General features: G+C 28.6%; 16 protein-coding genes. 9 read left to right on the top strand and 7 right to left on the bottom strand.

The genetic code is table 4. The features are described 5' to 3' along the window. Positions 1-575: 575 nt before the first annotated feature. The 7 genes from UDIV_RS01480 to UDIV_RS04505 all read right to left on the bottom strand — a co-directional run bounded on the left by UDIV_RS01480 (position 576) and on the right by UDIV_RS04505 (position 8905). Positions 576-2885, bottom strand: a complete 2310-nt coding sequence (locus UDIV_RS01480; RefSeq protein ID WP_051749402.1) for a putative immunoglobulin-blocking virulence protein — start codon at positions 2883-2885, stop codon at positions 576-578. A gap of 253 nt (positions 2886-3138) precedes the next feature. Then, a complete protein-coding gene (locus tag UDIV_RS01475; protein WP_038102320.1) occupies positions 3139-3567 on the bottom strand; it encodes a hypothetical protein in 429 nt (142 codons plus the stop codon). A gap of 8 nt (positions 3568-3575) precedes the next feature. Further along, positions 3576-5006 carry an NADP-dependent glyceraldehyde-3-phosphate dehydrogenase gene (locus tag UDIV_RS01470; RefSeq protein WP_038102319.1) on the bottom strand — a complete coding sequence of 477 codons (1431 nt, stop codon included), beginning with the start codon at positions 5004-5006 and terminating at the stop codon, positions 3576-3578. Positions 5007-5027: 21 nt separating this feature from the next. Then, on the bottom strand, positions 5028-6011 hold the full coding sequence (locus UDIV_RS01465; protein ID WP_038102318.1) for an aspartate--ammonia ligase: 984 nt from the start codon (positions 6009-6011) through the stop codon (positions 5028-5030). Beyond that, complete coding sequence (gene pgsA / locus UDIV_RS01460) at positions 5989-6750, bottom strand: CDP-diacylglycerol--glycerol-3-phosphate 3-phosphatidyltransferase (RefSeq protein WP_081847801.1); 762 nt, start codon at positions 6748-6750, stop codon at positions 5989-5991. The genes UDIV_RS01465 and pgsA overlap by 23 nt, the downstream gene beginning before the upstream one ends. Positions 6751-6755: 5 nt before the next feature. After that, a complete protein-coding gene (gene asnS, locus UDIV_RS01455; protein WP_038102317.1) occupies positions 6756-8117 on the bottom strand; it encodes an asparagine--tRNA ligase in 1362 nt (453 codons plus the stop codon). 77 nt (positions 8118-8194) lie between these two features. After that, positions 8195-8905: a hypothetical protein gene (locus UDIV_RS04505; protein WP_038102316.1), complete on the bottom strand. Its 711-nt coding sequence runs from the start codon at positions 8903-8905 to the stop codon at positions 8195-8197. Positions 8906-9027: 122 nt separating this feature from the next. Here UDIV_RS04505 and UDIV_RS01445 point away from each other — a divergent pair, with 122 nt between their 5' ends. The 9 genes from UDIV_RS01445 to UDIV_RS01405 all read left to right on the top strand — a co-directional run. Continuing rightward, positions 9028-9687: a ribonuclease HII gene (locus UDIV_RS01445; protein ID WP_038102315.1), complete on the top strand. Its 660-nt coding sequence runs from the start codon at positions 9028-9030 to the stop codon at positions 9685-9687. Between the two features lie 84 nt (positions 9688-9771). Then, on the top strand, positions 9772-11073 hold the full coding sequence (locus UDIV_RS01440; protein ID WP_051749400.1) for a thymidine phosphorylase: 1302 nt from the start codon (positions 9772-9774) through the stop codon (positions 11071-11073). Between the two features lie 11 nt (positions 11074-11084). Beyond that, entirely contained in the window at positions 11085-13799 is a 2715-nt protein-coding gene (gene alaS, locus UDIV_RS01435; RefSeq protein WP_038102313.1) for an alanine--tRNA ligase, read from the top strand. After that, positions 13799-14224 (top strand): Holliday junction resolvase RuvX, encoded by a 426-nt coding sequence (ruvX, locus tag UDIV_RS01430; protein WP_038102312.1) that lies wholly within the window; start codon positions 13799-13801, stop codon positions 14222-14224. Before alaS ends, ruvX begins: the two co-directional genes overlap by 1 nt. A 19-nt stretch (positions 14225-14243) precedes the next feature. Continuing rightward, positions 14244-16661 carry a leucine--tRNA ligase gene (leuS, locus tag UDIV_RS01425; RefSeq protein ID WP_038102307.1) on the top strand — a complete coding sequence of 806 codons (2418 nt, stop codon included), beginning with the start codon at positions 14244-14246 and terminating at the stop codon, positions 16659-16661. A gap of 112 nt (positions 16662-16773) precedes the next feature. Next, on the top strand, positions 16774-17883 hold the full coding sequence (gene dnaJ / locus UDIV_RS01420; RefSeq protein WP_038102305.1) for a molecular chaperone DnaJ: 1110 nt from the start codon (positions 16774-16776) through the stop codon (positions 17881-17883). 1 nt (position 17884) lies between these two features. Then, complete coding sequence (gene grpE, locus UDIV_RS01415; RefSeq protein WP_038102292.1) at positions 17885-18535, top strand: nucleotide exchange factor GrpE; 651 nt, start codon at positions 17885-17887, stop codon at positions 18533-18535. Positions 18536-18583: 48 nt separating this feature from the next. Beyond that, the gene (locus UDIV_RS01410) at positions 18584-19393 is read left to right on the top strand and encodes a Rossmann-fold NAD(P)-binding domain-containing protein (RefSeq protein ID WP_038102291.1); all 810 of its coding nucleotides are present in this window, start codon (positions 18584-18586) and stop codon (positions 19391-19393) included. A 337-nt stretch (positions 19394-19730) separates the two neighbouring features. Then, positions 19731-20113, top strand: a 383-nt coding sequence (locus tag UDIV_RS01405; protein WP_156021863.1) for a hypothetical protein, incomplete at its 3' end; no start/stop codon positions are given.

Genomic DNA, 20113 nt, shown 5'->3' with positions numbered 1-20113 from the left:
TAAACTAATAACCAATCAAAAGGTTATTAGTTTTTTTGTTTCTAGTTAGACAAACAATGAAAAAACACCGCATTTGCGGTGTTGTATTAACTCATAGGAACTGTTTATTTATGATACTTATTTTTGTTTTATGGTGTAGGAAAAGAGTAGAAGCTTTTTTAATATTTTTTAAATTTAACTAATTATCTTTTATTAATTAGTTAATACCAATAGATTGAATTAAGAGAAAACTATTAGAAGGACAAACTAAAGAGTTTTAATAAAATAACTCAAGGAGATAGAGAAAAGGAAATAGTAGTATCTATGGTGATAGTAAAAGCCCTATGATGATTAATGTTATATAGTAGTTATATTAGCCGATATATAACGAAAAAATTATAACAAAAATATAATTTGCAATTTGGTATACATACCTTTAAATTAAAGGTTTTAAAAATGGTATTTTATTCTTTGTAATTGATGATATTTGTGCTAGTAAAATAATCTATTTTGTTGATTATGGATTAGTCAATAAGAGTAGTTTTAAAGAATAAGGGATAATAAAAACCTAGTATTAACTAGGTTGTTTATTAGTATTATGTGATATCTAAAGCGTCGCCTTCAGATTGTAATTCAACATTAAAACCATAAGATTTAAGTTTATCAGCTAATGTTTTTAATTTTGGATCTACATAGATCTTAGTAGCAGTTTTAGCAGTAAAGCTTTCTCTACCATAATCACGTAATACCTTTAGATTATCAATTCCATTAGCGTTGATATCTTTACCAGACTTAGATGTAACTCTAATACTTGTAGTTTGTGTACCGTTTGAGAATGTAATTTTAGTTGGTGGATACATTGAACCAGGAATATCTAAAACATGATTGAATTGTGCTTCGTTTAAGTCTTCAACATCAATTGCAAATGCAGCTTTATCATTGAATAGTTTTAAACGTTTAAGTTTGCGTAATCCATTTTGCTTTTTAACATCTTCAAAGAATAGACCACGAAGTGAAGTAAGTTTTGTACGACTCAAATCAAGACCAATTGGGTAACTGTTTCCTTTTTCATTATGATCAGGTCGATTACCTTGTCCCATTGCACCTTGGAAGAATGGTTCATTGTTTCTTACAGTATAAACCATCTGTAATCCTCAGTTGATTCTCTCCATTTTATCTTCCCATTTAGTTTTATTTTCGTATATATCACTTTGATCAAATGCAATTGCATCAAATACAATCCGACTATACTTTTTAACATCTCTTGCAAAGTCTTTTGAAACATTGTAATCATTAGTGTTGATTCAAGTAGTTTTACGAACTGAATAAGGGTTAAATGATCAATCTTCAAGTAATGGATTTATTGAAGTATATAAAGAAAGTTCAGCGATTTCTTTATTTTCAAGAGCTAGCATAGCAGAAGTGTTAGTCGTTTCAAAGAATAGTTCTAACATTTGTATTTTGTTAGGTAGTTCACTTAATATATCTTTGAAACGTTGGTTTGAATCTGTAGAACCCATATTTTTAAAACGATAACCTGTAATTTGAACATTATCTTTTTTTAGATCTCTTAAAAGTTTAACAGATTTTTGATATCCTGATTTATTAGCAAAATTAATTTCTAATACAATACCTTCATTTCTATATTTATCTGATTTTTCTTCACGCTCATACTTTCAAAAAGTAACTCCATCCCTTTCATCTGCACCATATTTACTATATTGGGTAGTAACGTAAGATTTTTTTCAACCATAATAATCACCAGTTCCAACAGAACTTGGCGGACGATTAAAAGGAGTTTTATGTCCAAAAGTACGGTATTGTTCGTTATCACGTTCAAGACGAGAAGTTACTTTATTATGCCCTGGTAATGGACTATATGTATTTGATGATAGACGACCATTTTCATCAACATATAAGTTTCTAGGATCAATAATAAACCCTTCTTTAATATTTTTTTCAGCTTCAGGAGTTAGTACTGTAAATTTAGACATATCAAGATATTGAAGAAGTCTTAAATATTTTGGTGCTCCAGATAATTTTTTAATTTCAGGATATTTTGCTTTTCCTTCATCTGTTAAAAAATCAAGAACTTTATCGCCATTATCAAATAATGGTTTTCATCGCTCAAAAACTCGCTTTCAATGATCAGGGTTATTATTAGCAAAAGCTTCTAAATTATCATCACTTAATTCTTTTACACTATCACTTAAACTTTTTGGAAAATGATATGTACTCAATCCTTTTTTAACATTTTCAACATTAGCTTTTCTAACAGCTTCAGTGAATTCTAAGCCTAAAACTTCAGGAACTATAACTGCTTTATATCAATCTGCACCCTTTGGGTTTGTAATCCCTGCTTTTTCTCATGATTTAAAATATACACGTTTTGGTTGTTGCTGTTGTCTATATTTTACTTTTAAACCTTCAAGTTCAGGAATTGCTTCAGACTCTTTTTCTTCAACTGGTGGTAGTTGAAGTGGTTCAACAGGTTCTTCGGCAACATTTGGTTTTAAAGTTTCATCTTTTTGCGGCTCAGGTTCAGGAGCTGGAGCAGGTGCAGGCTCTGGGGCTGGTTGAGGCACTGGTTCAGGAGCAGGGGCTGGTTCTGATTCTTTTAGTTCTTCTTTTGGTTTTTCTGGTTTAGGTTGTTCTTTTGGATCTTGAATCACTTCAGGAGCTTTGATTTCAGGAACTTTTTGATCTTCTTTTTCAGTATTATCTGGTTTTGGAGATTGCTTATTATCTTCGATTTTTTCAACTTGTTCAGTTTTATAAATGACTCCACGAACAGAATCTTTAATATCTAACCCATTACCACCAAATGTGATACCTAAAGCAATTGCTGTAGCTGCAATTGCTGAACTGACTGCAATTCCGATTGCAAGTTTATGTACTAGTTTCATAAAGATCCTTTAGTTGAATTATATTTAGTATTATATACTAAAATATTTCATTTTATATATTAATAAATGATCTAAATATTATTAATTAGGTGTAATATTTTAGCAAAGATTTTTATATTGTCAATAAATTTAATAGCTTTTAAATTGATTTTTAAAAATAGGGTTTAATAATTAAAATATTTAACAATATGATAATTAAAAACCTATTATAGAATGATTAAATTAATTAATAAAATTAGTTATTTTACTGATTTTAGATTGTTTTAGCTGCTTTAATTTGTAGTTCAGTAATTAGTAATTGAAAACTTTTAAAATACTTAGAAGGAACTACTAAAAAAGCTTGATTTGGTTCAAAAGCTAGTTTTAGATCAAAAGTAATTTTGATCTGATTATTAACTGAATCTAAAACCACTTTAGTTGGTTTAAAACTAGCTCTTGTTTTTAGTTGTGGACTTGTTTGTTGAAAATCAAAACTAGTGTTTGCTAATTCTTTTTCAGAGAGCTTTTGATCTGATTTAAAAACAATTTCAACTAGTTGTTGATCTTTAGTTTTATAGAGTTGATATGTAACTGGATCAATTGAACGTTGTGAACAAGCAACTGCACTAACTACGATTCCAAGCGAAACTAAACTAGTTGATGTAATTAATAACATTTTTTTAATTTGATTCTTTTTAAGCATATTAACTCCTATTTATTAATTACAACACCCTTTATTGTTGTCATTGATAAGATAGCATCAACTATTCCTTGGATTCCAAAACCTGAGTCTTTAACTCCAAAGAAAGGAAGAATATCAGGACCCCTTGAACTTGAACGGTTGATATTAATTGTACCAGATTCAATTTGTAATGCTAATTGTTCAATATTATCTAAATTAGATGTGAAAACACTAGCTTGAAGTCCATATTCAGATCGATTAATTAATTCTAATGCTTGATCTAAATGATCATATACAATAATTGGAAGAATTGGGCCAAATGGTTCTTCTCAAGCAATTCGCATCTGTTCATTTACTTGATCAACAACCATTGGATAAAGTAGATTATGGCTGTGATCTACTTTTAGTTCTTGACATCAAACTGCCCCTTTACTTTTAGCATCTTCTAATAAATCAATATTATATTTAACAGTATTGTTATTAATTAAAGGAACAATAGTTGGATTATCTTTTGGTAAACCAACAGTTAGTTGATTTACTTTTTGATTAATTAAAGTTAGTAGTTGATCATGGTTTTTAGATGATACAAAGACTCGTTTAATTGCTGTACAACGTTGACCACTATAACTAAACGCCCCTTTAACAATTTCATTAGCTGCTAATTCTAAATCAGCATCATCTAATACAAGAGCAGGATCTTTTCCCCCTAATTCAAGCACTAAAGAGATTTTAGATGTGATCTGAGCCATTCTATTTCCTACTTTAGGTCCACCTGTAAAACTTAATGCTTTCACATATTGATTAGTTACTAATAAATCACCATATTTACGAGCATCTGTTGTTAAACAATTAATTACTCCAGGTGCATATCCAGCTTGATGTGCTAGTTCAGCTAATTTAATACCAATCATTGCTCCTTGTGTTGATGGTTTATAAACAACACTATTTCCAGCTACAAGAGCAGGAGCAAGTTTTGAAATTAATAAGTTAATTGGATAATTAAAAGGAGAAATAGCTAAAACTACACCAACTGGTAAACGATAATAAGTTGCTACTTTATTTTTAACTCCATGAATTGATTGATCAAACACAGTTGGATTTTTAATTAGTTTTAAGTATTCAACATTAGTTGCACGCATATATTCAACACTTCGTTCAACTTCTACTAAACTATCTTTATATCCCTTAGCAACTTCATTCATAATAATTGTTGCTAACTCTTCTTTATTAGATTCAATTAAGCTAGCAAACTTTTCTAATAAAGCAACTCTATCTTCTATTGAACTATCTTTATATTTTAAATAAGCATTATGTGCTTGTTTAAAAATATCATTGATTTGTGCTTCATCATCAATATTAGGAACTAGTGCTAATAGTTCATTGTTAGCTGGGTTGTACACTTCTAAACTATTTTTAGTATTAATGAATTGTCCATTAATTAATGTTTTGATTTGGTTCATATTTTATCTCCTTCTATTGAATTATAATAAATAGATCTTCTGCTTCTTAGATTGATTAATTGTATCATCATCTCAAACAGATACTTGGACTTGACCAATGTGTTCACATTGTAACAAGAACATACATAAACGACTTTGACCAATTCCTCCCCCAATAGTTGATGGTAGTTGATCATTTAACATTAAATCATAATATAAATCAGAATGGGTATTAGGATCAATGTTAGCAAACTTAGTTTGCTTAATAAAACTTTCTTTATTAACTCTAATTCCCATTGATGAGAGTTCAAGAGCAAAATCATTAATTGGATGATATACGACAAGATCTCCATTTAATAATCAATCATCATATTCTGGTGATCTGCTTGATTGGATTAAATTTGATTTAAGTGGATATCCAACTTGATATATAAAAATTGCTTTATGGATTTTAGCAAATTCATATTCTCTTTGATCTGGATCTAGATGTGGATATAGATCTTCTAGTTCTTGTGAACTTATAAACACAATATCTTCATTTAATAGATCATAATCTAGATTAAATTGTAACTTAATAGCTAAATAGGTTGATTTAAGAGCTTGGTAGATCTTTTTAACAATTGAAAACAAAAAAGCTAGATTACGATCTGTATCATTAATTAATAGTTCTCAATCCCATTGGTCTACATAGATTGAATGCTTACTATCAACATCATCATGTGCACGAATGGCATTCATATCAGTATAAAGTCCTTCATAAGTTTCAAACTCATACTTAACTAAAGCTAAACGTTTTCATTTAGCTAATGATTGGACAATTTCAAGTGTTTTATTTAGTTTAGGGACATAAAAACTAACAGGTGCTTGTTTATGATCTAATTGATCATTAATTCCTAGTTGTTGATCAACAAACAAAGGAGCACTAACTCGATATAAATTAAGTTCATGAGCTAAGTTAGCTTGGAAATGGTTTTTAATAGCAACAATCGCTTTTTGGGTTTGATTAATACTTAGTTGTTTTTTCATCTTCTTGATTCTTTTTTCTTTTTAGATATTGTTTGTAATATAAACTAAAGTAGATAATTCCAGATATTAAACTAATTAATGTAGCTAAATATAAACTAGCATTAATTCCATAAGTATATGTAATTCTAATGTTTGATGTATGTAATGGATCATAACAAAAAAGTAAAGAGATGATACTTGCAAACAAAATTACGGTTTTGATTTTACCTAATCAATTAGCTGGAATAATTTGTTTATGAGCACTTGCATACATTCTTAATCCATCAACAAAAATATCTCTAAAAATATTTAAAACTACTAAGTAAACAAAAGTAGTTTGATCAACAGCTAAACAAACTAATACCCCATTTACTAATAATTTATCAGCTATTGGATCAAAGATTTTACCAAAAGCTGAAACAACTTGATATTTTCGTGCAATATAACCATCTAAAAAGTCTGAGAATGCAGCAACTATGAATAAAATACCAGCTCACATTCGAAAATGTGTAATCCCTATATACATTTGGTTAATGAAAATATTTTGGTTATTTTTAACACTAAAAAAATAAGCATATCCTGGAAAGTTGCCAGGGATTGCAACATATAAATTAACTAAAAGTAAAATAACTACTAAAAAAGCTAAAATGATGCGAAATGATGTAATGATGTTAGGAACATATTTTCATTTCTTTTGGATCTTAGGATCAATTAGTTTTTTAATTGTTTTGTTTTCATTAGTTTGAATTGATAAAGACATAATAATTAGAATTCGATTTGCCCATGGCTTCTTGGGAATGGAATTGTATCTTTAATGTTATTAACCCCTGTTACATACATTACTAAACGTTCAAATCCAAGTCCATAACCTGAAGACATATAATAACCATAACGACGTAAGTCTAAATATCATTGTAGATTACTTAATGGTAAATGTAATTCATTGATTCGGTTTAATAATTTATCATAACAAGCTTCACGTTGTGAACCACCAACTAATTCACCAATACCTGGAACTAATAAATCAGTTGAAGCAACTGTTTGTTGATCATCATTAAGTTTCATATAAAAAGCTTTAATGTCTTTAGGGTAGTTTTGTAAGAACACAGGGCTTTTGTAATGGTTTTCACATAAATATCGTTCATGTTCACTTGCTAAATCCATTCCAAAAGCAATTGTATTGTTTTCAAATTCATAGCCATTTTTTACAGCTTCTTCTAAAATAGAGATCGCTTGTCTGTATTCAACTCGTTTAAAATCAGAATTAACTACACTTTCTAGTTTTTGGATTAAATTAGCATCATATTTAGAAGCTAAGAAATCAAGTTCAACTTTATTAATAGTTAAAGTTTTATTGATTACATATTTAATCATATCTTCAATGTGATCTTGCATTTGTGATAGGTTTGTAAATGCCATTTCTGGTTCCATCATTCAGAATTCTGCTAAATGACGATTTGTATGACTTTTTTCAGCTCTAAAAGTTGGACCAAAAGTATAAACATTACCAAAAGCTTGAGCATATGCTTCAGCTTGTAGTTGTCCAGTTACGGTTAAATGGGTTGGTTTAGAGAAGAAGTGTTCATTATCAATTTTTTCTAAACTAAATGTTTCTCCAGCCCCTTCAGCATCATTCCCTGTAAAAAGCGGAGCTGCTACTCATAAGAAATCATGGTTCATCATATATTCATGAATGGCTTGAGCTAAAGTTGAACGAACTTTCATAATACTGTGAAATAAATTAGTTCGAACTCTTAAGTGAGCATTAGTTCTTAATACTTCAAGACTTAAGTCATTATTAGCAATTAAGAAGTCTTCATCACTTGCTTTAAGAATAGTAATTTGATTAGCTACTAATTCAAATGCTTGTTTAGCATTTGGTGTACTTTTTAAAATACCTTTAACTTCAAGTGCTGTTCACATACGCGCACTTGCTACTTCATTATAATTACTAATTAAATCCTGCTTATAAACAACTTGTAAATTATTAAAACAACTTCCATCATTAAGTACTAAAAAACCTAGTTTTTTAGAATCACGATTTGATTTAACTCATGCTTTAATAGTTAATTCTTGTTCATAAAGTGATGAACATTGACTATAAATATCTTTGATTTTAATTTGCATAAATACCTACTCTTCTTAAATTTAAAACTAAAAGCAAAACACAGTTTAATGTTTTGCTTTTGTTATTAGGTTCAATTTTATTTCTTAGCTTTAAGTTCTTTTTCAAGACGTTTTTGTTCTCGAATTCGTTCACGTTCAGCTTGCATTTGCTCGAACTTCTTTTCAGCTTCATCCTTGTTTGCTTGTGTTTGTTTTACAAGGTTAAACATTTTTCAACCAGCTTCACTCATTCCTTCATTACGAAGTTTACGATAACGAACATATTTACCTTCAGATTTCTTTCTAACTGGAGCTGGTGGTTCTTGAACAACAATAATTGGATCTTGTTGTTTTTCAACTTCAACCACTTTTTCAACTTCAACAATCTTTTCTTGATAAACTGGTTTCTCTACTTCAACACGTTTTTCAACCTCTACTACTTTTTCAACATAAACAGGTTTTTCTACTTCTACAAGTTTTTCAACTTCAACCACTTTTTCTACATAAACTGGTTTTTCAACTTCTACTATCTTCTCAACTTCTACAATCTTTTCAATTACTTGAGGTTTGTCTGAAGTATTAACTTCTAAATCTAAAACTACATTTGGTTTTAAGATTTCTTGTTCGATGTAGTTGTATTCCTTGACATTGTCATTAGTATTAGCATCATATAATGCAGCATGATAGTCGCATCATTGCTTGTGTTCGATATCATTAAGACGTTGTTTTAGTAAATTAACTTGATTAGCAACTTTTCTTAATTCTAATAATTCTTTTACTTGGGGATCATGTTTTCTGTCAAATGCCATTTTCTATCTCCTACTAAAATTGATACTAATTCTAAATGTTTGTTGATTTAAATCAATTTATTTTTATTTATAAATTAATAATACAATTTTAACATTAAAAAGAAATATAAAACCTAAAAACTATGAACAAAAGCAACAAAACAAAAACTAAAGTAATAAAACCTAAGCAAAATAACATCTCACTTTATGAGTATGATCAAGCTCTTTATAATGATCAAATTAGATATATTGCTGGGGTTGATGAAGTAGGAAGAGGAGCTTTAGCAGGACCGGTTGTTGCTTGTTGTTTAATCCTTAAAAAAGGATTTTATGATCCTTTAGTTAATGATTCTAAAAAAGTAGCTAAAAAACATTATCGTAGTTTAGCAAATTTAATTAAACAAAACTGTGTTGCTTATGGAATTGGAGTTGTTGATTCACAAACAATTGATCAAATCAATATCCTGAATGCAACAAAATTAGCAATGCTAAAAGCAGTTGAACAAGTTTTAGAGACAGTTAATATCGATTTATTATTAATTGATGCACTACAAGTTGATTTAGATCTTAATCAAAAAGAAATTATCAAGGGTGATCAAACTAGTTTTAGTATTGCAGCAGCTAGTATTGTAGCAAAAGATTTTAGAGATCAATTAATGGTTGAATATGATCAACTATATCCATCTTATGGATTTGCTAAGAATGTTGGATATGGAACCAAAAACCATTTTAATGCAATAGAACAATATGGGATTACACAAATCCATAGACTTAGTTTTAATCATAAGAAATCAAAAATATAACCGTTGTTTATAGTTTTAGTTTTGGCATTTAATCTTAACTTTGTTAAAATATTAGATACGTATGCAATAAGGAAATTAGCTATTGTGTTAAATATTGTTGAAATTATTACTAAAAAGAAAAATAACCAACCTTTAAGTGAACAAGAAATTAAATATGTTTATGAAGGATTTGTAAATAAAGAAATTAAAGACTACCAAATGGCAGCTTTTTTAATGGCTGTTAACTTTAATGGATATAATGATCAAGAACAATACTTTGCTACTAAAGCAATGATTGAATCAGGAACAACAATTGATTTAAGATTAGAAAATGAAATTGTAGTTGATAAGCACTCTTCAGGGGGTGTTGGTGATAAGGTATCAATCATTATGACACCATTACTAGCAGCACTTGGATTATGTGTTGGTAAGATGAGTGGACGAGGACTTGGTCATACTGGGGGAACGATTGATAAATTAGAATCCCTTAAATTAAACTTGGACTTTGATTTAAATACTTACAAACAACAACTAGAGCAAACACATTTACTGTTAACTGGGCAAAGTGATAGTATGGTAGTAGCTGATAAAGAGATTTATGCTTTACGTGATGTAACAGGAACTTCTGATGTTTTTGATTTAATTGCTGGAAGCATTATGTCTAAGAAATTAGCATTAATCACAGACTATATCTTCTTAGATATTAAAGTTGGGGATGGAGCTTTTTGTAAAACTGTACAACAAGGTGAACAATTAGCTAATAAAATGATTCAATTATCTAAACAATTTAATCGAAAAACAATAATTCATTTAACAAATATGGATCAACCACTAGGGCAAGCAATTGGTAATGCTATTGAAGTTAAAGAAAGTGTTGATTACTTATTAGGTAAAAAAGTATCTGATGATTTATACAATTTAATTAACACTTTCTTAATTGATATTTTATTAGCTACTAAAAAAGCTAATAATCAACAAGAAGCACAAGCTTTAATAAGTGAAGTAATAGCTTCTAAAAAAGGGTTTGATAAGTTTGTAGAATGAGTACGATGAATGAATGGGGATGTTGATTCATTACTTAATGATACTTATTTCAATCCAGCATATAAAGTTGATTTATATGCTAAAGAAGAAGGATATTTAGATTTTGTTTCAACTAAAGAATTAGGAATGATCAATGTTGATCTAAAAGCAGGTAGAAAAACAAAAACAGATCAACTTGACTATCATGCAGGAATTTATTTACATAAAAAAACAAATGATTATCTAAAAGTTGGAGATCATATAGCAACATTATATGCTTCTGATCCAATCAATGAATCAGTATGTGAACGATTCTATAATAATTTAGTTTATAACCAAAAACCAAAAACAGTTTTACCAATCATTATTAAAGTTATTGAATAAAAGGAGAATCTATGTTAAAACTTAGCACAAGTCAGATTCGTAATAAATGAATTGAGTTCTTTAAAAAACATGATCATATGTTTATTGAACCAGCTTCATTGATTCCTGAAAATGACCCATCGATTTTGTGAATTAACTCAGGTGTAGCTACTCTTAAAGACTATTTCTCAGGAAAAGAAAATCCACCAGCTAACCGATTAGTTAACTCACAAAAAGCAATAAGAACTAATGATATCTTTAATGTTGGTCAAACAAGTCGACACCATACATTATTTGAAATGTTAGGTAATTTTTCAATTGGTGATTATTTCAAAGAAAAAGCAGTTGATCTAGCTTATGAGTTTTTAGTTAAAGAATTAGAAATTGATATTAATAAATTATGATTCACTGTTTATGAAGATGATGAAGAAACAATTAGTTATTGAAAAAAATATAACATTAAAGATGAACGAATTCTAAGATGTGGAAGAGATCGTAACTTCTGAGATATTGGTTCTGGACCTTGTGGACCTTGTACAGAGATTCACTATGATCGGGGTGAAAAATACGATCCTTTAAAGATTGGTGAAAAACTAATTTTAGAAGATATTGAAAACGATCGGTTTGTTGAAATCTGAAACATTGTTTTTTCTCAATTTAATAATGATGGTAAAGGTAATTACACTGAACTTAAGCGTAAAAACATTGATACAGGAGCAGGACTTGAAAGAATAGCTTCTATTTCTCAAGATGTTCCTACTAACTTTGATGCTGATAATTTCCAAACAATTATTCATGCAACTGAACAATTCTCTACTTTTAAATACGATATTAATAACTACTTTAATAAAGATCAAAAACAAAGTGAAATTAACTTTGCATATAAAGTAATAGCAGATCACTTTAGAGCTGCAGTGTTTGCTATTGCAGATGGAGCTGTACCTAGTAATAAAGAACGGGGCTATATCTTAAGAAGATTAATAAGAAGAGCTGCTGTTTTAGCTAAAAAACTAGAAATTAATGATCCAGCTTGAGTTAATGCGGCAATCGATGGGGTTGTTTTATCAATGGGTGATTTTTATTCTTATTTAAGAACAAAAATCATTGATAAAGTTAAACTAATCTTAAATAAGGAAATTAATTTATTTGAGAAAACACTTAAACAAGGATTAAGTGTCTTTGAAGCTAATACTAAAAATAATAGTTTAGATAAAAACATTACTTTTAAATTAGTTGATACTTATGGATTTCCAATTGAATTAATTAAAGAATTAGCTAAAGCTAAAAATATTGAAATTGATCTAGAAGCATTTGAAGAAATGTTTAAACAACACCAATTGATTTCAAAAAACAAAAACACATCAATTACTGCTCTTGAACAACAAAATGAAAGTTTACTTAAACTTGATTTAGAATCTAAATTCTACTATCACACTTTTAGTATTGATCAAGCTAAAGTAATTAAGTTATATGATCAAAACTTTAATGAAGTTGATCAACTTGAATATGAAGATGGATATGTTGTCTTTGATCAAACCTGTTTTTATGCAACATCTGGGGGACAGGTCAATGATACAGGTTATATCATTGCTGATAATGAAAAATATTTTGTTGATGATGTAATTAAAGCACCTAATCTTCAACATGTTCACCATACTATTGAAGCTAAATTAGCTTTAGATCAAATTGTTCGTTTAGAAATTAATAAACAAGATCGAATCAATATTACAGCTAACCATTCAGCTGAACACTTATTACAATATTGTTTAAGAAAAGTAATTAGTCAAGATATTAAACAAGAAGGGGCTGCTAAATACCCTTATAAGGTTACGTTTGATTTTACACACCATGAACCCTTAACTAAAGAGAAGATCATTGAAGTTGAAAACGCAATGAATCAAATTGTAGCTGAACACCATGAAGCAAAAGAATTGCACTTAAGCTTAAAAGAAGCTAAAGAAATGGGGGCAATGGCTTTTTTTGGTGAAAAATATAAAGAAATTAAAGGTAAGTTGCGTGTTATGAGCATTGGACCAACTTTAGAGTTGTGTGGGGGAACACACGTTCATAATACAGAAGATATAGAACGAGTTAAAATTATTGATTTTAGTTCAAAAGGATCAGGATCTTGACGGATCACAATGATCACAAGAAATGAAAACCTTAATAAGTATGCTATTGATCAACAAACTAACTTTAAACATGAACTAACTAAATTAAGTCAGTTAATTGATCTAACTAATAGTTCTGTTTTAGATCAATATAATCAATTTATTAATCAAGATGAAATCAATATTGATCAATTAGATCAATTAACTGATCAGTTTAATAATCTTAAAGAAGAATTATTAAAACTAAAATTAGAACAAGATAAACAAGAAGCTAAAAATAGCTTATTAGCAATTAAAAAAGCATTTAATCAATCAACTGATCAGATCCGGATTCAAACATTTAAGAATGAAGATAATAAAATTATCTTTAATGCTTTATCCGAATTAATTAATGAAAACTTAAGTACAGTCTTTATTAGTTTTAATGTTGTCGATGAAGCTAAGGTTCAATACTTATTAGCAACTAATGAACAATTTGCTAAAAATAACAACATTAATTTAAACAGTTGAGCTAAAAACTTAAATGTAGTAGAAAACACAAAAGGTGGGGGAAAACCATATTTTGTACAAGGGGGTTGTTCTTCAAACAATGCTCTTGATCAATTCTTAGCAATTAGTAAGGAATTTAAAATTTAATGCGTAAACTTGGTTTAGATTTAGGCACTAAAACTTGTGGTTTTGCAATTTCAGATGAATTAGGAATTATTGCATCAGGACTTGAAAACTTCACTTATGAAGAGTTAAATACAATTTCAGTAATTGAAAGAATCAAATATTGATTAAATCAATATCAAAATCAAGTTGATACAATCATACTTGGATATCCAACTAATGTATATGATGGTTCTAAAAATGAACGAACACTATATATTGAAGCTTTTTATTCATTACTAAAAGAACACTTTACTGATCTAAAAATAGTATATATGGATGAACGCTTTAGTACAAGGATTGCAACACAACGACTTAAAGATTGTAATCTTAAAGCTGCTAAGATTAAAAAGATAAAAGATAAGATGAGTGCAGTTGTAATCTTAGAGAGCTATTTAAACCAAAGATAATAACTTAAAGGATGAGAATATGTATAACCATAATAAAATCGAAAAGAAATGACAAAAGTATTGAAAAGAAAACGATACTTTTGCATTTGTAGATGATCATAATAAACCAAAATTCTATATTTTAGATATGTTCCCATATCCAAGTGGGAAAGGAATCCATGTTGGTCATTTAAAAGGTTATGTACCAACTGATGTAATTTCACGTTATCATCGTTTAAATGGATATAATGTACTTCACCCAATGGGGTGAGATGCTTTTGGTTTACCAGCTGAACAGTATGCCTTAGATACAAACAATCATCCTAATGAATTTACCCAAAAAAACATTGAAGTTTTTAGAAAACAACTACAAAGTGTTGGGTTTGATTATGATTATAAAAAAGAAGTAGATACAACAAGTCCTGATTTTTATAAATGAACACAATGGATCTTTGTACAACTATATAAACACAATTTAGCTGAGATTCAAGAAATTGATGTTAACTGGTGTGAAAAATTAGGGACAGTTTTAAGTAATGAAGAAGTGTTAGTTGATGCAAATGGGAATCGAGTTAGTGAACGAGGTTCACACCCAGTTGTTAAAAAACCAATGAAACAATGAGTCCTTAAAATTGTTGATTATGCTGATAAATTATTAGAAGGATTAAATGATATTGATTTTCCTGAATCAATTAAATTATTACAAACTAATTGAATTGGTAAATCTGAAGGAGTTAATTTAGATTTTAAAGTTGCTGATCAAGATCTTAACTTAACTGTTTTTACAACTAGAATTGATACGATTTATGCAGTTTCATATTTAGTTATAAGTCCTGAACACCCATTAGTAGCTTCTTTAACTAAACAAGAATATAAAGAAGCTGTTGAACAATATGTTTCTAAAGCTAAACTAAGTAGTGATTTAGATCGAATCGCTAAAGTTGATAAAACTGGAGTTTTCTCTGGAAGTTATGTGATTAACCCATTTACTAAAGAATTAATTCCTGTATGAATTAGTGATTATGTACTAATGTCTTTTGCAACAGGAATAGTAATGGGAGCACCTGCACATGATGAGCGTGATTTTGCTTTTGCAAGCAAATATAATTTAGCTATTAAAAGTATTATACAAACGAATCAACCTTTACCTTATTTAAATGATGGTAAACACATTAATTCAGAATTAATTAATGGTTTAAATATAGCTGATAGTATTGCTAAATTAAGTGCTTATATAGTTGAAAATAACTTAGGAAAAGTAACACAAAACTATAAACTAAGAAACTGGATCTTTAGTCGTCAACGATACTGAGGTGAACCATTCCCAGTATTATTTAATGAACAAAATGAAATTGCAATCATAGAAGATTTACCAGTACAACTACCAGATCTAGATGATTTTAAACCATCAGGAACTGGGGAATCACCTCTTGCAAATGCAACTGAGTGATTATATGCAATGATTGATAATAAGAAATATCGTCGTGAAACTAATACAATGCCCCAATGAGCTGGTTCATCTTGATATTTTCTAGCTTATATTTTAAAAAACAGAGATGGAACATACACACCCCTTAATTCAGCTGAAGCTTATGATCGATTTAGTCGATGAATGCCAGTTGATTTATATATTGGTGGACAAGAACACGCTGTTTTACACTTATTATATTCTCGCTTCTGATATCAATTCTTATATGATATTAAAGCTGTTCCTAATAAAGAACCATTCTTTAAAGTAATCAATCAGGGAATGATTTTAGCTGCAAATAATGAAAAGATGTCTAAATCAAAAGGAAATGTGATTAATCCTGATGATTTAGTACAAAGCCATGGAGCAGATGCTTTACGTTTATATATGGTCTTTATGGGACCAATTACTGCCACATTACCATGAAATAATGATGGGATTGATGGAATGCGTAAATGATTAGATCGAGTTCATCGATTATATATGAACTTAAATGATCTAAAAGTAGTTGATAATGTTGATCAATTAGATCAAGAAATTATATATGCATACCATAAACTAATTCATAACTACAAAAAAGCAATGAAGGAATATGCTTTAAATATTGCTATTTCTGAAATGATGGTATTTATTAATGTTATGTATAAACATAAAGTAGTTAACTATGAACTATTAGATAACTTCTTAATTTTATTATCTTGTTTTAGTCCCCATTTAGCTGAAGAATTATATAGTATTAACCATAATACATCAGTTTGTTTAGCTACTTTCCCATCTTATGATGAATCTAAACTTCAACTAGATACAGTTACTATCCCAATCCAAATTAATGGTAAACTAAAACATACAATTAATGTACAAAGAGACTTAGATCAAGAACAATTACTAAAACTTGTATTAGAAGATGAAGTAATTAAAAACATTATTAACAACCAACCAATTAAAAAACAAGTTGTTGTTATTAATAAAATTGTTAACTTAGTAATTTAAAACTAATTATTAGTTCATTTATTTATATTATTTATTAGCAATCATTTAAAGAGATTGCTAACTTTTTTATTTTATTATATAATTTAACCATTGTGTTTAATGGAGGTTTATAATGGCTAAACGTGACTATTATGAAGTATTAGGAGTTAGTAAAAATGCAACTGATGCTGAAATTAAATCAGCTTTTCGAAAACTAGCTAAAGAATATCACCCAGATAAAAATAAGGGAGCTGATGCTGAAGAGAAATTCAAAGAAATCAATGAAGCATATGAAGTATTAAGCGATGCTAACAAGCGTGCTCATTATGACCAATTTGGACACTCTGATTTTAACCAATTCCAAAATGGTGCTGGTTTTGGTGGGTTTGATGGTTTTGGTTCAATGTTTGATGATATCTTTGGATCATTCTTCAATGGTGGAGCAGGGTTTGCTAATCAAGCTCAAAGTAATGTTGATGATATTAATCTAGGTTTAAGAATTAGCTTTATTGAATCAGTTAAAGGATGTTCTAAAAAGATTAAGTTCAACCGTCATGTTGACTGTACTGCTTGTAATGGAGTTGGAAGTAAAGATCCAAATGATGTTATTATTTGTACTTCATGTCAAGGACGTGGTAGAAAAGTTAAAATTGTACGAACACCATTTGGTGAAATGAAACAAGAAAAAGCTTGTAGTTCATGTAAAGGTGAAGGTAAGAGTTTTAAATCTAAGTGTGAGACTTGTAAAGCTAAGAAATTGATGGTTGAAAGTGTTGAATTGACCGTTGAGATTGCAAGCGGAGTTGATGATGGTGAAGTATTAGTTGTTAAAAATAAAGGAAATGTAATTAAAGGACAACGGACTGATTTATATTTACACATCCAAATCGAACGTTCTCGTTACTTTGAACGTCATGGACTTGATATTTACTCAGAAACAATTATTGACCCCATCTTAGCAATTATTGGGGGAACTGTTGAAGTTGTTACAACTAATGGTATTAAAACAATTATTATCCCACCAAACACACCAGTTGGAAAACGATTTAAGATTTCAGGAGCAGGTATTGAATCTAAAAACAACCGTTTACTTAAAAAACGGGGCGACTTCTATACAACAATCAACTATGCTAAACCAGTTAATTTAACTGAACAAGAAAAAGCTTTCTTAAAAGAGTTAACTAAGAAAACTAATCACGAAGTTGAAGAACACAGAAATACATTATTAAAGGAGATTAAATAGGATGAGCAAAAACAAGAACAAAAAGCAAGATCAAAACCAACAAGCTAATGAACAGCAAACACAAAACCAAGTTGTTGATCAAACTAATACAGAGCAAGAACAAAAAGAAATCAATCCTTTAGAAATCGAACTTAATAAACAAAAACAAATTAATCAACAACTGGTTTTTAAAGTTGCTCAACTTGAACAACAAATTAACAAACTTAATGATGATTTTATTAACCAAGTTCAAGCTAAAGCTAATCAAGCAAAAGAATTATTAAACCAAAAACTAAATGAGCTTGAACAAAATCACAACCAAAAAGTAGTCGATGCTGTTTATAAAATCTTCTCTCAAAAATTTGATGCTTTATTAGTAGCTATTAATCATTTCTCTAAAATAGTTGATAATCAATATGATGATGAAAAACTAAATGCTTTTATTTTAGGATTTAGAATGATTGCTAATCAAATGATCGATGGATTAGCTGATTTAGAAATTAGCAAGATTATTCCAACAGTTGGTTCATTAATTGATGATAGTTGTATGGAAGCAGTTGAATTAGTTGATTCACCAATCTATAATAGTTTAACAATTGTAGAAGTTGTTGAAACTGGTTTTAAATACCAAGATAAAGTAATTAAGTATGCAACTGTAAAAGTTGCTAAATAAAACTATTAAATAAAACCAGGATTAATTTCTGGTTTTTTGTTTGTATTAATGAAAACAAGTTTACAATCAATCTTAGATCAACTATATTGATCTAAATCTAATGAACTAATAAACTTAGCTAAAACTAAAAAAACTAAACGAATAATATATGTTTATTATGATAGTAGATCAATCTTTAAAGACAGTATCTTTTTAAGATCTAAACAACGATTAACTAAACAATTTAATATTGAATTAATCATAAGAGATCTTAATGATTATTCAATAAAAGAGTTAGTTGATCAATTTAATGATATTAAAACTAATCATCATTTCTTATATTTTGAACACCCATTATCTAGTTATTATAAACAACTTAATTTAAACCAATATCTATCATTTGATATTGATCTAGAAGCAGCTTTATATAGTGATCAAACTAAACACTTATCTAACTATTTACCAATAGCTGGATCAATAGTTGTTGATTTAGTTAAACTAATTAATTTAAATAAAGATTTAAAAATAGTAGTAATTGGTAAATCAACAACTTATGGATTATATATTTATAACTACTTAGTTAATAATCAGTATGATGTATATTTGTTTGATTCTAAAACAAATAACATCAACACTAAACTTAAAGCTTATGATGTAGTAATAAGTACTATTAATCAAGCTAATGTCTTTAGTTTTAAAGATCTTAAAGATAATAGTTATTTAATAGATGGAACAACAGTTCATTATAATAACTCTTTAGTTGGATCATTTGATATAAACACTTATATAGCTAATAAAAATATTAACTATATAACAACTCCTAATGGAGTTGGCAAACTTAGTAGTATTTATTTACTATTAAATTATTTTAAAGATTAATTATTAATAAGACTATTAGAGATAAAGAGAAAATGAGTAGAACTAATGATCTTTGATCATTAGTTTTTTGATTCTAGTTAGTTAGTTAGTTAGTTAGGGCCTTGTTTGTTTAGTGTTTCTAAATAAATCATGTTTAAAACAATGATATTGTTAGTAATAAAGGAAGGAGTTTGTGCGATGACCTACTGTCCAAATTGTTAAACAAATAATTGATTAACAGATGCCTTAACTTCTTAAATATTTATTCTAGAAATAAACAATAATATAGTATTGATTAATTAGATGTTGTTTGGTTTGTGGTTTAATATTTATAAGAATAGATAACTTATAAATGATTATGACAAAGGCTAGAAAAATATTAATTAGTAGTTTACTACTAACAACAGTAATTTCAACTACAACAATAACAGCAGCGTCTTGCTCTTTATTAGCAAGAAAAAATCAACCAATTCCAATCTCTCAACCTAATCCAACACCTAAGAACATCACTAACCAACAAGATACTAAAACTCAAACAGAGACTAGGAAAACTTATGACCCTAACTTGTTCACTTTTGACAAAATCACTTTTAAAATAGCTAAAGAAGATAATGACAAAGACCTTAAAGAACAAAAGTTTTTAGATGAGATTAAAGCAGAGAATCGATTAGAGAAGTATGTTCCTAAAAAAAGAGATTTCTATTACAAAGAAATTGGTTTTGGACTAGGGCAATGATTTGA

It is taken from the genome of Ureaplasma diversum NCTC 246, from assembly GCF_000731915.1.
GTDB lineage: Bacteria > Bacillota_I > Bacilli_A > Mycoplasmatales > Mycoplasmoidaceae > Ureaplasma > Ureaplasma diversum.
Note: the sequence above shows the minus strand (reverse complement) of the source record. Positions and strands in the feature narration are given on the sequence as shown.